This is a genomic window from Streptomyces sp. Y2F8-2 (assembly GCF_014905555.1).
In the GTDB taxonomy this organism is placed as follows: domain Bacteria; phylum Actinomycetota; class Actinomycetes; order Streptomycetales; family Streptomycetaceae; genus Streptomyces; species Streptomyces cynarae.
Map to the genome: position 1 here is coordinate 88,760 of NZ_BNGS01000004.1, position 17,375 is coordinate 106,134.

The 17,375-nt window shown below is 67.6% G+C and carries 12 protein-coding genes; 7 read left to right on the forward strand and 5 right to left on the reverse strand.

Features of this window, described 5'->3' with window-relative positions; all coding sequences use genetic code 11:
- The first annotated feature begins 43 nt into the window (after positions 1-43).
- The 4 genes from SY2F82_RS14825 (at position 44) to SY2F82_RS14840 (ending at position 7,977) form a co-directional block, all read left to right on the forward strand.
- Entirely contained in the window at positions 44-1,828 is a 1,785-nt protein-coding gene (locus tag SY2F82_RS14825; protein ID WP_200419535.1) for an Ig domain-containing protein, read from the forward strand.
- A gap of 39 nt (positions 1,829-1,867) precedes the next feature.
- The gene (locus SY2F82_RS14830; protein WP_200420015.1) at positions 1,868-5,197 is read left to right on the forward strand and encodes an alginate lyase family protein; all 3,330 of its coding nucleotides are present in this window, start codon (positions 1,868-1,870) and stop codon (positions 5,195-5,197) included.
- Between the two features lie 27 nt (positions 5,198-5,224).
- Positions 5,225-6,481: an alginate lyase family protein gene (locus tag SY2F82_RS14835; protein ID WP_200419536.1), complete on the forward strand. Its 1,257-nt coding sequence runs from the start codon at positions 5,225-5,227 to the stop codon at positions 6,479-6,481.
- Between the two features lie 140 nt (positions 6,482-6,621).
- The gene (locus SY2F82_RS14840) at positions 6,622-7,977 is read left to right on the forward strand and encodes an NAD(P)/FAD-dependent oxidoreductase (protein ID WP_200419537.1); all 1,356 of its coding nucleotides are present in this window, start codon (positions 6,622-6,624) and stop codon (positions 7,975-7,977) included.
- Between the two features lie 58 nt (positions 7,978-8,035).
- Here SY2F82_RS14840 and SY2F82_RS14845 read toward each other — a convergent pair whose 3' ends face one another.
- Both SY2F82_RS14845 and SY2F82_RS14850 read right to left on the reverse strand, forming a co-directional pair.
- Positions 8,036-8,386: a hypothetical protein gene (locus SY2F82_RS14845; RefSeq protein ID WP_200419538.1), complete on the reverse strand. Its 351-nt coding sequence runs from the start codon at positions 8,384-8,386 to the stop codon at positions 8,036-8,038.
- Between the two features lie 45 nt (positions 8,387-8,431).
- A complete protein-coding gene (locus SY2F82_RS14850) occupies positions 8,432-8,836 on the reverse strand; it encodes a ChaB family protein (protein WP_200419539.1) in 405 nt (134 codons plus the stop codon).
- A gap of 122 nt (positions 8,837-8,958) precedes the next feature.
- On the opposite strand from SY2F82_RS14850, the gene SY2F82_RS14855 reads away from it, so the two are divergent.
- The 3 genes from SY2F82_RS14855 (at position 8,959) to SY2F82_RS14865 (ending at position 11,733) form a co-directional block, all read left to right on the forward strand.
- Positions 8,959-9,345: a ferredoxin gene (locus SY2F82_RS14855; RefSeq protein WP_200419540.1), complete on the forward strand. Its 387-nt coding sequence runs from the start codon at positions 8,959-8,961 to the stop codon at positions 9,343-9,345.
- A gap of 128 nt (positions 9,346-9,473) precedes the next feature.
- Complete coding sequence (locus SY2F82_RS14860) at positions 9,474-10,652, forward strand: acyl-CoA dehydrogenase family protein (protein ID WP_200419541.1); 1,179 nt, start codon at positions 9,474-9,476, stop codon at positions 10,650-10,652.
- A gap of 223 nt (positions 10,653-10,875) precedes the next feature.
- The gene (locus tag SY2F82_RS14865; RefSeq protein ID WP_200419542.1) at positions 10,876-11,733 is read left to right on the forward strand and encodes a hypothetical protein; all 858 of its coding nucleotides are present in this window, start codon (positions 10,876-10,878) and stop codon (positions 11,731-11,733) included.
- 510 nt (positions 11,734-12,243) lie between these two features.
- Here SY2F82_RS14865 and SY2F82_RS14870 read toward each other — a convergent pair.
- From SY2F82_RS14870 to SY2F82_RS14880, 3 genes are all read right to left on the reverse strand, one after another.
- Complete coding sequence (locus SY2F82_RS14870) at positions 12,244-13,173, reverse strand: hypothetical protein (protein ID WP_200419543.1); 930 nt, start codon at positions 13,171-13,173, stop codon at positions 12,244-12,246.
- Positions 13,174-13,714: 541 nt separating this feature from the next.
- The gene (locus SY2F82_RS14875) at positions 13,715-15,352 is read right to left on the reverse strand and encodes an ATP-dependent helicase (protein ID WP_200419544.1); all 1,638 of its coding nucleotides are present in this window, start codon (positions 15,350-15,352) and stop codon (positions 13,715-13,717) included.
- Entirely contained in the window at positions 15,340-17,343 is a 2,004-nt protein-coding gene (locus SY2F82_RS14880) for an ATP-dependent endonuclease (protein WP_200419545.1), read from the reverse strand. Before SY2F82_RS14880 ends, SY2F82_RS14875 begins: the two co-directional genes overlap by 13 nt.
- Between the last annotated feature and the right edge of the window lie 32 nt (positions 17,344-17,375).

Here is a 17,375-nt window from a genome sequence, read left to right on the forward strand (position 1 = left end):
CCTGTCTGTCTCTCATCTCCCCGCTCAGTTAAGGAACTTCTCCATGAACGACACCCAGGGCACCGGCATGACCCGGCGCACCGTTCTCCAGGCCGCGGGTGCCGCTGCCGCCGCGTACTCCCTGATCGGCGCCGCGGCCGGCACCGCGAGCGCCGATGACACGCCCGCATCGACCGACAAGCTGGTGATCTACCCCATCCCGAGCGGGGTCCCGACCAACCTGAGCTACTCCGTCAAGGCCCGTACCCCGGGCGGCGACTGGCAGACGGTGCCCGTCTACCGCGCGAGAGCGAAGCAGATCGACGCGAACACGGGCAGTGGTCCGGTGTTCAACTCCTCCGTCGCCATGTTCGACTTCCAGGGAACCGTGGAGGTCGCCGTCACGTCCGCCAAGGGCACGATCGGCACCGCGCGGATCCGTCCGCTGTCGTACGGCACCCGGTTCACGGTGGACGGCGCGACGATCAGCTTCACCCTCACCGAGCCGCGCAACCTCTCCATCGAGGTCGACGGGGACGTCTTCAACAACCTGCAGCTGCACGCCCACCCGATCGAGACGCACGTCCCCGACCCCGGCGACGAAGACGTCATCTACTTCGGCCCCGGCCTGCACAAGACCACCAACAACGTACTGACCGTGCCCAGCGGCAAGACGGTCTACCTGGCCGGCGGTGCGGTGCTGACGTCGCAGGTGGCGTTCCAGAACGTGGAGAACGCCCGGCTGCGAGGCCGCGGCGTGCTGTACAACTCGCCGAGCGGCGTGCTGGTCGAGTACTCGAAGAACATCGAGATCGACGGCGTGACGGTGCTCAACCCCAGCAGCGGCTACGCGATCACCGTGGGCCAGTCCCAGCAGGTCACCATCCACAACTTCCACGCCTACAGCCACGGCCAGTGGGGCGACGGCATCGACGTCTTCTCCAGCGAGGACGTCCTCATCGACAACGTCTACATGCGCAACGCGGACGACTGCATCGCGATCTACGCCCACCGCTGGAACTACTACGGCGACTGCCGCAACATCACCGTCCGCAACTCCACCCTCTGGGCGGACGTCGCGCACCCGATCAACGTCGGCACGCACGGCAACACCGACAACCCGGAGACCATCGAGAACCTCGTCTTGAGCAACATCGACATCCTCGACCACCGCGAACCGCAGATGAACTACCAGGGCTGTATCGCGCTCAACCCGGGCGACAGCAACCTGGTGCACAACGTCCGCGCCCAGGACATCCGGGTGGAGGACTTCCGCTGGGGCCAGCTGATCAACATGCGGGTCATGTTCAACACGTCGTACAACACCTCCGTCGGCCGGGGCATCGACGGCGTGTACATCAAGAACCTCTCGTACAACGGCACGCATGCCAACCCGGCGATCATGGTCGGCTACGACGCGGACCACGCCATCAAGAACGTCACGTTCCAGAACCTCGTCATCAACGGCAAGTTCATCGGCAACGGGATGAAGAAGCCCGGCTGGTACACGTTCTGGGACATGATGCCGGCGTACGCCAACGAGCACGTCCTGAACACGCGGTTCCTGAACTCCACCGACGCCACGTCCACCAACGCGCCCCAGATCACCAGCCCGGTCCAGGCCGCGGGCACGAAGAACCAGGTCTTCAACTACCTGATCACGGCCGGCGAGCTGCCGACGTCGTTCAGCGCGGACGGGCTGCCGAAGGGGCTGGACATCGACCCCGGCACCGGTCTGATCTCCGGCGTCATGAGGGACAACGTCGGCTCCTTCGACGTCACCGTGTCGGCCACCAACAGCGTGGGCACCGCGACCCAGACCGTCACGCTCACCGTGCAGCACGCGTGATGCGGCACCACTGATCCAGGAGATACTCCAGTGACCCCCGTGCTTCCCCTCAGCAGACGCTCGTTCTTCGGCGCTGCGGGGCTCGTGGTCGCCGCCGGAGGCGGACTGCTGTCCGCCTCCACCGCGGCGGCCTGGGCCCAGGACGACACCACCACGCTCCGGACCTTCACCCACCCCGGACTGCTGCACAGCGCCGGCGACCTGGCCCGTATGAAGGCCGCGGTCGCCGCCAAGGAATCCCCGATCTACGACGGCTTCCTCGCGCTCGCGGCCCACTCGCGCTCGAAGCCGACGTACACGATCCAGAACACCGGACAGATCACTTCCTGGGGCCGCGGCCCCGCCAACTTCCAGAACCAGGCCGTCGCCGACTCGGCCGCCGCCTACCAGCTCGCCCTCATGTGGCGCATCACCGGCAACCGCGCGTACGCCGACAAGGCCCGCGACATCCTCAATGTGTGGTCGGCCTCCCTGACGGCCATCACCGGGGCCGACGGTCCGCTCGGCGCGGGTCTGCAGGCCTTCAAGTTCGTCAACGCGGCCGAGCTGCTGCGGCACAGCGACTACGACGGCTGGGCGGACTCCGACATCGCCCGCTGCGAGGAGTCCTTCCTCACCGTCTGGTATCCCGCCGTCTCCGGCTACATGCTGTACGCCAACGGCAACTGGGACCTGACGTCGATTCAGTCCATCATGGCCATCGGAGTGTTCTGCGAGGAGCGCACGCTCTTCGAGGACGCCTTGAGGTTCGCAGCCGCCGGCGCGGGCAACGGCAGCGTCCTGCACCGTGTCGTCACCGACGCCGGCCAGGGCCAGGAGTCGGGCCGCGACCAGGGCCACGAGCAGCTCGCGGTCGGCCTCATGGGCGACGCGGCCCAGGTCGCCTGGAACCAGGGCGTCGACCTGTGGGGCTTCGACGACAACCGCATCCTGGCGAACGCCGAGTACGACGCCCGCTACAACCTCGGCGGCGACGTCCCCTTCGCCGACGACCTGGACCGCACCGGCAAGTACATCAAGACGGCCGTCTCGGCCATCTCGCGCGGCACCCTGCCACCGATCTACGAGATGTACTACGCCCATTACGCCGGCGTCCGCGGCCTGGACACCCCGTACGTCAAGGCGGCCGTCTTCCGCGGCGCAGGCGGCGCCCGAGTGGTCGAGGGCAGCAACGACGATCTGCCCAGCTGGGGCACCCTCACCTACGCCGGTACGACCGCGCCCGATCCCACCGTCCCGGCCGCCCCGGCGGGCGTCACGGCGGTCGGCGGCGGCAAGTTGGTCACCGTGACCTGGCTGCCGTCCGTATGGGCCGACACGTACACGGTCCTGCGGGCCACCGACCCCGACGGCCCGTACGAGCAGATCGCCACCGGTGTCGACAAGACGACGTACACCGACAGCGACGCGCGCGGAGGACGCACCCACTACTACACCGTCACCGCCACCAACTCCCAGGGCAGCAGCGCGAGCTCCGCCTGGGCGGCGGCCGCCGCCGCGCTCCCCGAGTCCTGGGCGACGCAGGACGTCGGAGAGGTGAAGATTCCCGGTTCGGCCGTCTTCGACGGCGAGCGGTTCGTGCTCGAGGCGTCGGGCACCTCCGGCACCTACCGCGTGGCCTGCCTGCCGCTGGCCGGCGACGGCACGATCACCGCGCGGATCGTGTTCCCCCTCAGCTCCCAGTACTCCAAGATCGGCGTCACCCTGCGCGCCTCCCTGGACGTGGACGCGGCACACGCCTCGATGCTGATCCAGGGCCTGCCGCTGCACACCTGGAGCGGTGTGTGGACCGTGCGCACCCAGGACGGGGCCGGCATCTCCGCCACCGGCAGCACGCCCGTGCCGCCCTCCCAGCGGCAGGCGATCACCTCCGGGGCCGGCTTCCCGATCTCCGCTCTAGGCACGCTGCCGGAGTCGGCGACCCCGCTCGAGGCCCCGTACGTCGAGGGCGCGGGCGACGGCTACCGGATGCGCATGCCCTACTGGGTACGGGTGACCCGCCGGGGCGACCGCTGCACCGGCGCGATCTCCCCGGACGGCATCCACTGGACCGAAGTCGGCTCCACCAAGGTCGAGTTGGGGCACGCCGCGTACGCGGGCCTGGCCCTCACCTCCTGCCTCGGCGTCGACCACGACTACGCCGAGACCGGCACCGGCGCCTTCGACAACGTCAGCGTCACCTCCCGCACCCGCGGCGAGGTCTGGTCGGTGCCGCGCCCCGCCCGCACCGCCACCGATCTGCGGGCCACCGCGGGGGCCGACGCCGTCGAGCTGGCCTGGACCGACCCGGACCTCGCGGGCCGCTACAAGGTACTGCGGTCGACGCAGGCCGACGGACCGTACGAGACGATCTCGGCCTGCGTCGGGCCGGTCGGCTTCGGCACCCGTATCCGGTACGCGGACGCCACCGGCACGCCCGGCACGACGTACCACTACGTCGTCACCAAGACGAACTGCGCCGGACGCGGCCCTCTGTCGGACCCGGTCATCGCGACGATGCCCACACCGTCGGTACCCCAACTCAGCTCCGCCATAACGGCGTTCGCCAACAAGGGCGTTCCCTTCCAGTTCCTGCTGCGGGCGTCGCACGAGCCCGTCCGGTTCACGGCGGACGGCCTGCCCGACGGGCTGAGCATCGACAAGCGCACCGGTCTGATCTCCGGAACGCCGAACGAGACCGGCGATTTCACCGTCACCACCACCGCGGGCAACGCCGCCGGTGACGCCACCGGCACCCTCACCCTCACCGTGGGCACCCCGCCGCCCGCGCCCTGGACGTACGGCGACCTCGGTGACGTCGTCCTCGACGACCGCGCCTTCGGGACCTTCGGCGTGGTCGCCATCCAGACCCCCGGCAGCACCGCCTACGAGGACGGGACCTTCGTGGTGCGGGGCGCCGGGACCGACCTCAACGCCAACGGCCAGGGCATGACAGGCCAGTTCGTACGACGGCCCGTCACCGGCGACTGCGCGTTCACCGCCCGGCTCGTCTCCCGCAGCGGAGCCACCGGCGACCGGGTCGGCCTGCTCATGGCCAAGTCCCTGTCGCCGTTCGACCAGGCGGCCGGGGCCATCGTCACCGGCGGCACCAGCGCGCAGCTCATGCTGCGCACGACCGTCGCCGGAAAGTCCACCTTCACGGGCAACGCGGCGGTCACCGCGCCCTGCCTGCTGCGGCTGAAGCGCACCGGGACGAGCTTCACCGCGTCCGCCTCCACCGATGACGGCGCCACCTGGACCCCCATCGCCGCGGGAGACATCCCCGGCTTCGGTGACGCCCCCTACTACGTGGGCCTCGTGGTCTGCTCACGCAACCCCCTGGCCCTCGGCACCTCCCAGTTCGGCGAGGTGAGCATCACCACGACATAGATCCCCCCACGGATCGGAGATGCACGAATGAGCCGCAGAGATCTCCACCCCGCACCGGATTCCCCCCACACCGGGCCCAGCCGGCGGGGCGTGCTGCGCGCCGCCGGCGGGCTCGCCGCCGCCGGCCTGATCAGCGCCGCCACCATGCAGTCGGCGGGAGCCGCCCCGACCACCTGGGCCCACCCCGGCGCCCTGCACAACGCGGGCGACCTCAACCGCGCCAAGGTCAGGGTCGCCGCCGGCACGGACCCCTGGTACTCCGGCTGGCAGCGCCTGATCGACAACTCCCACTCCGCGTCCACCTGGACGCCCAACCCCCAGTCCGTCGTCTACCGGGGTTCGGGATACCCCGAGAACTACGGGACCCTCTACAACGACATCGCCGCCGCCTACCAGAACGCGCTGCGCTGGTGGGTCGCCGGCACCAGCGCCAACGCCGACTGCGCCGTCAGGATCTGCAACGCCTGGTCGAAGACCCTGACCTCGATCCAGGGCAACGCGGACCGGTTCCTCGCCGCCGGCATCTACGGCTGGCAGTTCGCCAACGTCGGCGAGCTGATGCGCGACTATCCGGGCTTCGACCTCGCCGGGTTCAAGAAGATGATGCTCAACGTCTTCTACCCGATGAACAACGACTTCCTGGTCCACCACAACGGCGCCTGCATCACCAACTACTGGGCCAACTGGGACCTGTGCAACATGGCGTCCATCCTCGCCATCGCGATCCTGTGCGAGGACGGCGCCAAGTACGACCAGGCCGTCAACTACTTCTACAACGGCGCGGGCAACGGCTCCATCAAGCACGCCGTCCCGTACCTGTACACGGACTCGGCCGGCTACGCCCTCGGCCAGTGGCAGGAGTCGGGCCGCGACCAGGGCCACACCATGATGGGCATGGGTCAGATGGGCGCCCTCTGCGAGATGGCCTGGAACCAGGGCACGGACCTGTACAGCTACGACAGCAGGAGGTTCTTCAAGGCGGCCCAGTACGTCGCCAAGTACAACATCGGCCAGGGCGTGCCGTACACCACCTACACCTGGGGCAGCGGCACGAACTGCAGCCGGCAGTCGCAGACGGTGATCAGCTCCGGGTCCCGCGGCCAGATCCGCCCGGTGTGGGCGATGCTCCACTTCCACTACAACCGGCGCCTGTACCTCGACGACAAGTACATCTCGGCGATGTACTACAACCTCGTCGCCCCCGAGGGCGGCGGCGGTGACTACGGCTCCACCAGCGGCGGCTACGACCAGCTCGGCTTCGGCACGCTGACGTACGCCAAGTAGCGCACCGCAGGGCCGCGCGGGCCCGCCGGCATCGGACCGGCCGACGGGCCAGCTGGGAAAACAGGGCGGCTGGGGGTGCGGATGCGGGCCCTGTTCCCTAGCGTGGCAGGGGTCGAAGTCTCCCGCTGGAGGGATCTGTCATGGCCGTGCCCCGGATCGTGATCGTCGGCGGCGGGTTCGCCGGCATGGAGACCGCGCGGCGACTCGAGCGGATTCTGGGGCCCGCCGAGGCGCGCCTCAGGCTCGTCGCGCCCTACAGCCACCAGCTCTATCTGCCCCTGCTGCCGCACGTCGCGTCGGGAATCCTCACCCCGCAGTCGGTCGCGGTCCCGCTGCGCCGGCTGCTGCACCGTACGCTGCTCGTGCCCGGCCAGGCAGTCGGCGTCGATCCCTCCGCCAAGGCCGTGGTCGTGCGCAAGATCAACGGCGAGACGACCGTCGAGCACTACGACTATCTGGTGCTGACCCCCGGCAGCGTCACACGGCAGTTCGACATCCCCGGCGTGAACCAGCACGCGGTGGGCATGAAGACGCTCGCGGAGGCGGCCTGGGTACGGGACCACGTCATCTCCCAGCTCGACCTCGCCGCGGCCAGTTCCGACCCGGTCGAGCGCGAGACCCGGCTGCAGTTCGTGGTCGTCGGCGGCGGCTACGCCGGCACCGAGACCGCCGCCTATCTGCACCACCTCACCACCGCCGCCGTGAAGCGCTATCCGGGCCTGGACCCGTCCTTGGTGAAGTGGCACCTCGTCGACATCGCGCCCAAGCTCATGCCGGAACTCGGCGACCGGCTCGGCGCGAAGGCGCTCGCCATCCTGGAACGGCGCGGCCTGCACGTCTCACTCGGCGTCTCGGTCGCCGAGGCCACGGCGGACACCGTCACCCTCACCGACGGCCGCAAACTGCGCTGCCACACCCTGATCTGGACCGCCGGAGTCGCCCCCAGCCCGCTGATCGCCACGCTGGACGCCGAGACCGACCGCGGCCGGCTGGTCGTCCGCGACGACCTGGCCGTGCCGGGCCTCGACGGCGTTTTCGCCCTCGGTGACGCCGCGGCGGTGCCCGACCTCGCCAAGGGCCCCGACGCCATCTGCCCGCCGACCGCCCAGCACGCCATGCGTCAGGGCTGGAGGGCCGCGAAGAACGTCGCGGCGGCGCTGCGCGGCGCGCCGCTGACCCCCTACCGCCACCGCGACCTGGGGCTCGTCGTCGACCTCGGCGGCGTCCAGGCCGTGTCCAAACCGCTCGGCGTGGAGCTGACCGGCCTGCCGGCACAGGTCGTCGCGCGCGGCTACCACCTGGGCGCCCTGCGCACGGTCCCGGCCCGCCTGCGCACGCTGACGAACTGGACGCTGAACGCGATGGCGGGCTACGACTTCGTCCGCACCGGCTTCCAGGCCGGGCGCCCGGCCACGCTCAAGGACTTCGAGCGGACCGACGCCTATCTCACGCCCGACCTGATCGCCTCGCACACGGCACCGAAGGCGGTCGACTGACGTCGACTGACAGGGGTCATGTGCCGGTCGACGCGGGTCAGGTGCCGACCGGCATGGGTCAGGTGCGGTCGCCCTTCGGCTTGCCCCGCTGATCGGGTGTCCCGTGCGGCGGCGGGCTCATGGGCTCCGGTGAGGTCGCCGGGGACACCGGCGATCCCCCACTGCTCCGGCTCGTCTCGGGACGCAGGCCCGCTGTGTCACCGGACGTCGGCTCGGCGCCCGCGCGCAACTGCTCCAGCCGGGCCGTGAGCAGCTCGGTCACCGGGACACGGCCCGCGTGCTCACGCTCGTACGCGAGCAGCTGCTCCACCTCGTCCGCGTTGAGCGCGCGGATGCGGCTCTCCAGGCTGCCGAGCGGCAGCTCGTCGTAGTCGGGCAGCGGCACGGTGCCGCGGCCGGGCTCAGCCATGGATCTTCACTCCCCTCTGTGCGACGGCCTGACGTGGGACGCGGCTCAGCGCGACCGGGCGGCCCGGGTACGCGAGCGGTTCTCCTTGCGGATCGCGTCCAGCAGCTCCGCCTTCGACATCCGGGACCGCCCGTCGATGCCCAGGCGCTGCGCGACGTGGTAGAGGTGCTCCTTCGAGGCGTTCTCGTCGACGCCCTCGCCGCTGCGCCCGCCCTGCTGCCGGGGCCGCGCCGAACGGGGGTCCGAGGGGCCCTTTCGGCCGCCCTCCTTGCGCTCCCAGTGGTCGCCGACCTTCTCGAAGGTGTGCTTGAGCGCGCCGTACGCCACCCGGTGCGCCCGCTCGCCCTCGCCGTAACTCTCGACCGCCGAGTCGTGCGCCTTGATCCAGGTGCGCTGCGCGTCCTGGGAGGAGCGCTCCAGCGTCGACGGCAGTTCCTGTCGTCCTGGCACGGATCCACCTCCTCGTCTCGTCGCTCTCTGCGCCCCCCGAGTGCCCTGGGGCCCGACGGGAAAACGGGTGCAACCCCCGCGAACGCCGGTTTGACGGGGTCACCACCGGCTACCCGCGCGGTGTGACAGCCACGACTTCGCACACGACTTCGCAGCAGGATCCCATTCGGTTTCTGGAGGATCGCTTCGCGTGCGCACAGGCCTGCACGGAGTGCGCGCGGGCGTGCGCCTTGCGCGCGAGCCTCGCCGAACCGGGCGGTACTCAGGGCCAGGAACGTCTGCGGCGCAAGGGCATCATGTGCGCGGAGGTCTGCGACGCGACCTGCCGCGTGCTGTCCGCGTACGGCAGTCAGGACGAGGACCACATCCGCGGCCAGGTGACCTGGTGCCGGGCGGTCTGCCTGGACACCGCGCACGTCTTCGACGCGGACCCGGGTGGCGAGGAGGCGGCGCGGGCCTGTCGCACGGCCGCCCGGGCCTGTTCCGACTTCCTCCAGACCCTGGGCTGATCCGGACACCGGGCTCGTCGACGCTCTGGACGCCGCGCAGGCATTCCCCTTCCTCGGCATTCCCAATTTCTGGAACAGGTTCTACGGTGTGCGCCGTCAGGACCGGCCACGGGGAGCCTGGAGGCGCCGTGCATCTCGACTACACGCCCGAGCAACAGCGGCTGCGCAACGAGCTGCGCGGGTACTTCGCGCGGCTCGTGCCCGAGGGCGCCTACGCCCGGCACACCGACCCGGCGGCACAGAAGCGGTTCTACCGCGACACCATCCGCCGCCTGGGCAGTGACGGCTGGCTGGGCGTGGGCTGGCCGAAGGAGTACGGCGGGCGCGGGATGACCGCCATGGAGCAGTTCATCTTCTTCGACGAGGCCGCCCAGGCGGGTGTGCCGCTGCCGTTGATGGCGCTCAACACGGTCGGTCCGACGCTGATGCGGTTCGGCACGGACGAGCAGAAGGAGTACTTCCTGCCGAGGATCCTCTCCGGGGAGATCGACTTCGCGATCGGCTACAGCGAGCCCGGCGCCGGGACCGACCTCGCGTCCCTGAAGACCCGCGCGGTCCGCGAGGGCGACGGGTACGTCGTCAACGGGCAGAAGATCTGGACCACCAACGGCGACACCGCCGACTGGGTGTGGCTCGCCGTGCGCACCGACCCCGAGGCCCCGCCGCACAAGGGCATCACCATGCTGCTCGTGCCGACCGGCGACCCCGGCTACTCCTGCACCCTCATCCGCACGCTCGCGGGGCACGACACCACCGCGAGCTACTACGAGAACGTCCGTGTACCCGTGTCTCGTCGGGTGGGCGAGGAGAACCACGGCTGGCGGCTGATCACCAACCAGCTCAACCACGAGCGCGTCACCCTCGCCGCCCACGGCACCATGGCCATCCGCGCCCTGCACGACGTGCAGCGCTGGGCCATGGAGACCAAGCTCACCGACGGCCGCCGGGTGATCGACCTGCCCTGGGTGCGTCGCCGCCTGGCCCTGACGCACACGAAGCTGGACGCGATGAAGCTGCTGAACTGGCAGATGGTCAGCGCGGTCGAGGAGGGCACGCTCACCCCGCAGGACGCCTCCGCGGTCAAGGTCTACGGCTCCGAGGCCCGCCGTGACGCCTACGCCTGGCTGATGGAGGTCGTGGCGGCCGCGGGGCCACTGAAGGAGGGCTCGGCGGGCACCGCGCTCCACGGCGAACTGGAGCGCGGCTACCGCTCGGCGGTGATCTTCACCTTCGGCGGCGGGAACAACGAGATCCAGCGCGAGATCATCTCCTGGATCGGCCTCGGCATGCCCCGGGTGCGCAGGTGACTGCGTTGTTGTGACGAGGATTTTTAGTTGGCACAAAAGAGGGATGGTTGGCACTGAGCGGAGCGCTTGGGCTGACGGGGGATGGGCTTGGCCTGTTGGCGTCCTGGGTCCGCTGACCTGCTAATTCCTCAGGGCCAGCGCAACTATGCCGTGCGGGGCTGAGGCGGCGGCCGTTACTGAGGTCGCCGGCGTCCGGGATGTTGAACGGCGCCAGCGCGATCCCGTGGGCGCCCTCGCCGCCCATCTGTGTCAAGCGGCGGTGGCCGACGTCCTCGGCCCGGGCGAGATCGCGATCCTGCTGTCCCTGCTCTTCATCGCCGTATGGCACTGCCGGCCGCTGTGGGCCGTAGTGTGCGGCACGCTGAACGGCGTTGCCCTGCTGTTCACACCGGTCCGCTACTCGCACTCGCTCAAGGACGGCGGCACCCTCGGCTCCATGGTCGGCGGCCTGGTCTTCATCGGCCTGGTGGCCGGCCTTGCGGCCTACCTGTGCTTCCTCGACTACCGCCGTACCGCCGCCGTCAGCGAGAACCGCCGCGAGCAGCGCCTGGCGATCGCCGCCGACCTGCACGACTTCGTCGCCCACCACGCTACCTGGTCCCCAGGCGGCACCCCGGCAACCGGCATCACCATCACCGACCGGGCCAGCGGCTCCTGCTTCGGGCCCGCCGAATCCACCATGCGCACTGACGCCTGGCGCTGCACCGTCGGCGACCGGATCCTCGACGCCTGTTTCTCCCCGGACTCCAATCTCTCGGACACCATCGCGCTATGCCAGGACGGAGCCCCCGACCGCATGGTCGAACTATCGGTCCCCGAGGGCTTTCCCGGCAACAACGACCACATGGCGGGCGGGCCCGACATCGAACCGACCATCTTCGTCCTGGCCAACGGCGCCCGCTGCTCGTTCGCCGGTGGCGGCACCGCGACGCTCGCGGGACAGCGCCTGAACTACGGCTGCGACAACGGCGGCTACCACTACGGCTATCCGAACAAGACAGCCGCCGTGTGGACTATCTCCTACGCCGCCCCCGGCAGTGGAGCCAGCGTCTCCACGCCGATCACCACCGTCTACCAGTAGCGTGCTGACGGCCTTGGCCGCTGAGGCCCCCTGCCAGAACGGCTGTTGAAAGACGCTGGCCTATGCACGGCGTCTGAGCTACTCCTGGGTTGGCTGCTGGCGAGGGTCGCTGAGGCTCTGGCCGGCTCTGCAGGAGCCCGGCTCGCCTGACGGATGCGGATGCCGGCGTCGGAGGACACGCTGCTACGGCTTCTTCGGGCCGCTGCAATCGAAGAAGCTTGTGAGGTGAGGGCCTGGGAGTAGACGAACTCACCCTCTGGCCCCCGTCCGGCTTCGCAGGAGGTGGTCGAGGAGTAGGCGGATGCACCTCCCGGGCGGCGAGCTCACAGTCAGGAGGCCGTACTTGTCAGCGTGTGGCCACCTCTCGCCTGGTAGATCGTCGCGAATCGGATATCACGCGACTACGTCGAAGCAAATACAGCGAGAGCCGGGGCATTAGGCCAGTTACCCTGCGTTACGACTCTCGCGCACCTTGTGCCAGACCCCGACTGTAGCGGTCGAGTCGATGGTTCAGTCGTACCCGTACTCGTGGGCGTCTGCTTCGGCGTGGCGTGCGTCCTCTTCAGCTTGTCGGAGCAGGGAAATGAGCAGCATGATCGCGATGATGCTGTGGCCCTTGTTGAGGTGCTCCAGCGGCAGTCGATGCAGGACAGCATGCCGGGACAAGTTCTCCGGTATCGGATCGTTGCGCTCTGGAAAGTAGCTGGTGAACAGCGGCTCGATCGGTGTCAGAACGATCTGCTCATCTACCAGCCAGGAGTTGCCGCGAACTGGTCGAGAAGCCGCCCGTGTAAGCCCGGGGTATTTCTTCTTCCGTTCCACGCGAGCGACGCTGAACATGACGTCCTCGGCGGCGGCTAGGGCGAGACAGGCGCCAGCCTGAAGATGCCCGTCATCCCAGGCGGCCAGGACATGGGTGGCGGCTTCCGTATCGACCTTCAACCAGGAGGAAGTGCATTCGCGCAGCATCGAGTGGCACAGGCTCCGAATTTCGTCTTCGGCAGCCTCCAAGACCCCCAACTTCGCGCCGTGTTCAGCGTCAGCACGGACGAGGTCCTGAAGCACATCTGCTGGCGGAGTCCATGCAACGGGGATGCCGTGGTTCTGGGCAAGGGTATGGAGTTCCTGCATGTGTACTCCGCTGCCCCACCAGTTCTCGTAGCGAACGGACGGGTAGAAGAAAGGCATAGGTGCCGGACCGTCGAGCCGCGCATCGTAGGCGTCCCAGACCTCTGCCGCTTTGGTGATTTCCTTCACGGAAGCAACGCTTTTGCCAGCCAAAGGATCAAAGAAGGTCATGGCTGTCATCATGCCTGGTCCCGGCTCCTCGCGCGCTCGTGTTTTCAGCAGCCTTGCGGTTACTTCTTCGAGGGTCTTGGGACTCCTCTCACGCCACTCGACCAGCGTGCTGCGCACCATGTCCATCTCGTCGCCGTCCATGGCATCGACCTCAACAACCCGGCCCACCTCACCGCCGGTGACATCGCCGCCTACACCCGGGCCCTCCTCGACGACACCCAGGCCCCCCAACTCCCGCTCCCCGTACCCGGATCACGCAGCGTGCCAGTTCTTCCTTCTTGCCGGCACGGATGACTGCGCGCGTTCTCGTCCACGGTCAGATCCACATCGACACCAGTCGGCCTGGCTGTCGCGAACGCCTGGCCAGCGACGCCTAGGAGGTATTCACCGCCTACCGCGACCGCTTCGACACCGACCGCCCCAAGCTCGAACGGCTCATGCGCCCCCTCGCCTACACCCAGGGCGGAGACCTGTCCTGATCCACCCTCGGCACCGCTTCGCCGAAGCCCTGGTCTGCGTCGCACCCTCGCTCGGCATCCACCTCAACACCGACGCCACGGTCTCCGCCGCAGCGGAGTCCGCTCGCACCTACTTCGAGCCCGACACCCCCTTCGGCACGCGGCACGAGGCCGTCTTGGCACCCCTCGACTGTGCTGACATGGGCCTTATGTCGGATTATGCTTCACGAATGGATGGTGCCTGAAACAAACCAATCCTGGAGTGTGGATTCTGCCCCTTCGGGGAGATCGTTGATGAACACCACGGCCAAGCCGCGCTGGGCTCGCGAGCAGCACACGTAGAACAGATTGCGCGAGCGCTCGGTACGGTCGGGTTTGTCGGTGCCTGCGAGCATCTTGCCGATGCTGTACCTGTTCCAGGCGCTGTCGTCGACCACTACCACGACGTTCTCGAATTCGTCGCCCTTGACGCCGTGCTGGGTGGAGAACGGAGTCAGTTCGTCGATGAAGCGAGCGACGCTGATGACTTCCCGGTACGGCACGTTGCGGAGGTTGTTTGAGAAGTCCGCTCGTCGCTGGTCGCGCTCATCGAGACCCGTTGCAGTCCTGCGGCGTTCGAGGTCTTTGAGCTTCCCTGGTGTGGCGAGGAGGTGGCCCTCGCCCATCATGTCGAGCACGTCGCCGATGGTGCCGCTCGTTCGTACGGCGTCGAGTGCACGGATGGCCTGACTGATAGTGCGTTTGTCGGCGTGACGGGTAATCCGTGTCCGCCCCTCATCCAACAGGCTGGTCAGCTCCGCGAAGTCGTTGTTGCGGAAGGCCGTGCTTACGGCCTCGATGCGCGTCAGGTACTGGATGTAGGGCTCATTGCGTGCCATGAGATCGTCGGGGCCGTACCGGCTCAGCTTTCTGTACTGTTCGAGGAGGTTGGCGTACTCCAAAGTGCCGGCGATCTTGCGGTGAGTGAGCAGGAGATATTTGCTGTTCTCCCGAGTCCAGCCGTTCTGGGCAAGCGTCGATTCAGCGGCGGTCAGTCGCTCAGGGCCCGCCGGGATGCCGGTGTTGAGGAACAGATGGACCTCACCTGTCTGTTGCTCGCCGACGGCGTCCTGGATGAGGTCGGGACGCATCCGGTTGAGTATCTCGACGACGGGAGGTGAGCACCGGTAGTTCTCGTGCTTGGTGATCTCCGTGAGGAGGCCGGGGCGTTTCACCGCTCCGACGCCGGATTCGTAGATCTTCTGCATGGAGTCGCCGAAGAGGCCGACCACGCAGTTCTCGTGGCCAGCGCCGGCCAAGTGGTCCAGCAGGAGCTGGATCGTCTTGGGTGAGGTGTCCTGGTACTCGTCGACGAAGATGACGGGGTACTTGCTGGCGATGATGCGTATGAGCTTGGGGTGTGCTGCGACGAGGCGGAGCGAAAGCGCGATGACGTCGTCGTGGGAGATGCGCCCCTCGCTCAGTCTGCGCCCGCGGTCGGAGTACTCGATGACCGGGGGAGCGGTGACGTCATCGAGGTCTTCGGGCTTGGTCAGTTCCTCGTTGTAGGCGAGGATCTGCAGCCAGAGCTCACGCTGGTAGGGCTGGATGGCACTCCAGAGGAATTCGTGGATGGTGCCGACGTCGACGAGGGGGTCCGCGGCGATGCGTTCGTGGATCTTCTTCTTGGCGACGTTCGTATATGTGATGCAGGCGATCCGCCGACCGTGTGCCTCCAGGTCTGTGCGGTGGTGGTTCAGGAGGTGCTGCAGTGTGTGAACCAGGGTGGTCGTCTTGCCGGCGCCGGCCCCTGCTTCCACGAGGAAGCTGCGCCGGGCTTCCAGCTCCGTGACGACGGCTTCGAGAGTGCTTAGGCGAGCCACTGCAGTCCTTCGACGATGTAGCGGGGAACAGCCCAGTCCTCCAGGAGCATGACGTCGAAGGCAAAGTCGGTCTTGTGGTCGCTGAGTTGCTGTGCGATGTCGTAGGCCTTGGCTTCGATGTCGTCGGCTGTGGGGTCGGCCCCGACCTCCTTGACGAAGGCCGCCTTGAGGGCGAGCTGGCGGAAGTCACGTGCGAGCGGTTTTGCGTTGGCGATGATGAAGGCGTCCTCGAAGCTCCGCGCGCAGGCTCCCGAATCTCTTTCGGGGATCTGGTAAGTGACGCGGACGTGTCCCTGTTCCTTGCTGGCCGGATCGCTGGCGAGCAGTTGGGCGATGCTGGACTTTGCCGGCAGCCAGTTCTTGAGGGTCTGGTTCGAGGTGACCGTCTGCCCCTGGCCAGGTGGGCAGGCCTTGCGGTGCTTTGGGCACACGGAGTCGATGTCGGTGATGACAAGTGTCTTGACGTTCAGGAAGGCGAGCAGTTCCCGGAAGCGGACGGCATAGGCGTCACCGACCTCGATGACCGATACGTACTGGTGCAGCAGCTCCTTGGCGCACCGCCGGACCATCTCGGGCAGGAGCAGGCGTTCTGCGGTGCCCTCGATAAGGATCACCTTGTCGGCGAAGAACATGTCGCACCGGTGCAAAACCATGTACTGGCGCAGGAAGCGCAGGGTCTCGTCACCTTGCGGGGTGGCCTTGACGTTGGCTTGGAAGGTCGAGAGGTCCTTGACCGTGAGCTGCGGTTCGGAACGGTCGAAGTAGCGCACGGTGTGGAAGCCGCTGCTGGCGACGATGTGGGAGGAGTGCGTGGTGATGACCACCTGCACCTTCCAGCCCGTCTTGCGGTCGATGAAGTCCTGGATGTTCTTGATGAACGTCTCCTGCATTTGGGGATGCAGATGAGCTTCGGGCTCCTCGATGAACAGCACCTGCAGCGCCGGCTTGGGCGTGGTGCGTTCGTAGGTCTGGTGAAAGCTGATGACCTGCAGGATCGTAAAGATCAGCTTGCTGTAGCCCAGCCCGTTGTGGCCTTCGGGAAGGTGGAAGTCGTCATCCCCGGACGGGTATTGGATGCGGGTGCTGCCGCGGAGGATTCCTGAGGCCTCAAAGAGGGAGACGATACGGGGCTTCTGAACCGGAGTGATGGTGCCGACCCCAAAGGTGCGCAGGTCTTCGAAGATGGGGTCGAACAGGGTGGCGTAGTTGTCGTCGAGCTGCTTCGAGGTAGATGCCAGGGCAGTCTCGATCTGCTCGATGCTCTGGTGGCGGTCCTCTTGCCCGCTGTTGACCTTGTAGTAGGCCTCGAACGTCTTCGACAGGGTGCGGGCCTTGTCTCCCGGGGTGTCGTCCACCTTGGTCTGCGCGTAGATGAACTTGACCGATAGGATGGACTCCGCGGCGCCCCGTTTGATGTCCTTGCGGACTTTCTCGTTCAAGGGGCTGACCGCTCGATAGGCCGGGGCGAAGTAGTCCGAGAAGTTCTTGCGGAGCCACTTGAAGCGATCGAACGGCTCCCGCTGGCTGGCCAACCAAAAGTCCTTCAGGAAGCCGTGAGGACGCGCCACCTCCAGCGCCGCCTCGATCTGGACCTCAAAGCAGGTGTCGTCCAGGTCGAGGATCACTCCGGTGAGCGGAGCGAGGTCGTCCTCCTCCGCATACTCGATCGTGAGGACCAGCCGGATAGCGGGGACGAGGTCGTAGGCCTTGGCCAGCAGGTCTTCGCTCGTCTCGGTGTCGCCTTGGGCAGCGTGCGTCTGTGACTCGCCGAAGATCTGCCGCGCCTGTTCGATGTCGGCGATGCGGCAGGTGGAGAAGTCCTCCAGGACGAACCTCGTGTCTTCCTCACCGAAGAACTTCTCGAAGAGGTTGACGAAAGACGTCTTGCCGCTGTTGTTGCGCCCGACGATGAGGGTGGCCTTGGGATCAACCCGGACGTCCACCCTCTCCAGGGCGCGAAAGTTGATCACTTCGGCATGGGTCAGCTGCATCGCACTCCTGACATCGTTCCCAACCCCAGCTC